The following is a 1,710-nucleotide window of genomic DNA, read 5'->3' on the forward strand; positions in this document are numbered from 1 at the left end:
CCGGCCGCGCGCTATGGTCAGGCTTAAATAGTCCCAAGTTACTGTAACTGAAAGCGGAGGTAAACCTGGCCCCACCACGTGGGGGCAAGGAGGGGTCAAGGCTCGGAATCCGTCTAATGGAATTGAAAGGTCCAGGTCGCATACCACTCTGCAAAGTGCTCGGCACATTGAATCCGTCTAATGGAATTGAAAGGTCGAAGTAGACCACGTCCCTGGGCAGGTAGGTGGAAATAGGATATTCCATTAGGCCGTTTTGCATCATGTAGGCTCTCCTACTTCCTTTTGTTAGGGTCTGCGAGCTACATTAAGCTACATTAATAAGGACGGGGGCGCCGTTTGCCCTAGGTGCGGCTCGCCTTAGTTCACGCTTTGACCGCGGGCAGACGATGCAGCCCCCTTGATAGTTTCCCAGCTTCCTGTAGCGGCCGATAAAGCCGGCCAACGTCTGGCTCAAGAGAAAGCTAATGCACGACCAACACCACTTCACGCCAACGGAAGTCCTTAGCACGCGTTCAAAGCTGTCGGTAAAGGATATACCTCACGCCGACGTGAGCCGCGCTCAGGGGACGAGTTGTAACGGTGAGAGTGCAATTCTAGCGCTGCCGGGCCTACGGCCTCCCACGGCCCACATGGGGCCCGCTTAGGACCGCGCAGCCCCCGGCGTCCGCACATAAAATTGGCAAGCGAGGTTGGGCCGCGGCGTTTTGGAGATCAAGGAGGTGCGAACAAGAAACAGCAACTATGGTTGTATTGGCTTTAAGGAGCTGGGAGGAGTTATGTACCTACCTCGGAGAGCTCCTGAGGCAGCCTATCATCCAGGCTGTTATAATGACCATTATTGTTACCACGGTTAGCATGCTCAACGTACCGAACAGGACTTCGTAGTTGTTGAGGTCTAAGGGAGCCTGCATGCCTAATCTGTTCATGGCGTGAAATATGTAGTGGGCGATGATGAATAGTATGCTGGTGGCGACCATGGAGGCAGCAGTTTTTGTGATGTACTCGCCGAACTCCCCAGCGCTGAAGCAGCCAATGCCTTCGGCTGTCATGGCTATCCTGTGCTCTAGGGCCCTGAACCGGCCGCTGACCAACACGAAGGAACACGAGAGGCCACTTATTCTGCGTCCCAGCATCTTATCTCTCACCTTATCGTAAATAATTAGCTTTTGTGCAAGCTTTTTAAGAATTTCGGAAAAAGCTTCTGCCTCGCACGTAAGGTAGCGACATCATAGAAATGTTCTAAGATGTAGCTAAGAGCGCCTCCTGGGGCTCTTCGCCGCGCCGTCGCGGTTTAACTTGGCTTTCAATTACAGTGGCTTGGGGCTACTTAAGCCTGGCAGGCCTTGAGGAAGTCGATGTCCTGTCCGAGGGCGCCTTATTGCCCTCTCGCCCAACCCTATCGAGTGCCCCTGGAGGGCCCTGGCCACGCGGCTTTCAGCGATGTCCAGGGGCCCGTCCAATGGAATTGAGAGTCCCAGACACCTAGGTCGTCATAGATCTCTTCAGCGTTGAACCTACCCAATGAAGTTGGAGACGAGGTTTATAAGGCGTCATGGCAATGATATACCTGGCGGCGGGCTTGATAAGGAAGTTCAGGGTCAGGAACTTCAAGAGCCTAGCTGACGTTGAGCTAGAGCTGGGTAAGGTGAACATAGTTGTCGGGCCCAACGGGGCCGGGAAGGGCAACCTGGTGGACGCCTTCATGCTACT

The 1,710-nt window shown here is 54.2% G+C and carries 2 protein-coding genes; one reads left to right on the plus strand and one right to left on the minus strand.

The window, feature by feature from the left end; translation table 11 throughout:
* Positions 1-782: 782 nt before the first annotated feature.
* Positions 783-1,133, minus strand: coding sequence for a hypothetical protein (locus tag ACP5H1_RS08390; RefSeq protein WP_427974058.1), 351 nt, complete (start codon positions 1,131-1,133; stop codon positions 783-785).
* A 425-nt stretch (positions 1,134-1,558) separates the two neighbouring features.
* Between ACP5H1_RS08390 and ACP5H1_RS08395 the strand changes: the two genes are divergently transcribed.
* A partial coding sequence (locus tag ACP5H1_RS08395) for an AAA family ATPase (RefSeq protein ID WP_427974061.1) occupies positions 1,559-1,710 on the plus strand: 152 nt, incomplete at its 3' end.

Origin of the sequence: Acidilobus sp. (assembly GCF_049973875.1) — an archaeon.
Lineage (GTDB): Archaea > Thermoproteota > Thermoprotei_A > Sulfolobales > Acidilobaceae > Acidilobus.

What these genes read in the sequence shown, in the direction of transcription:
- ACP5H1_RS08390 (WP_427974058.1), bottom strand. Translation starts at nt 1,133, where the DNA reads ATGCTGGGACGCAGAATAAGTGGCCTCTCGTGTTCCTTCGTGTTGGTC.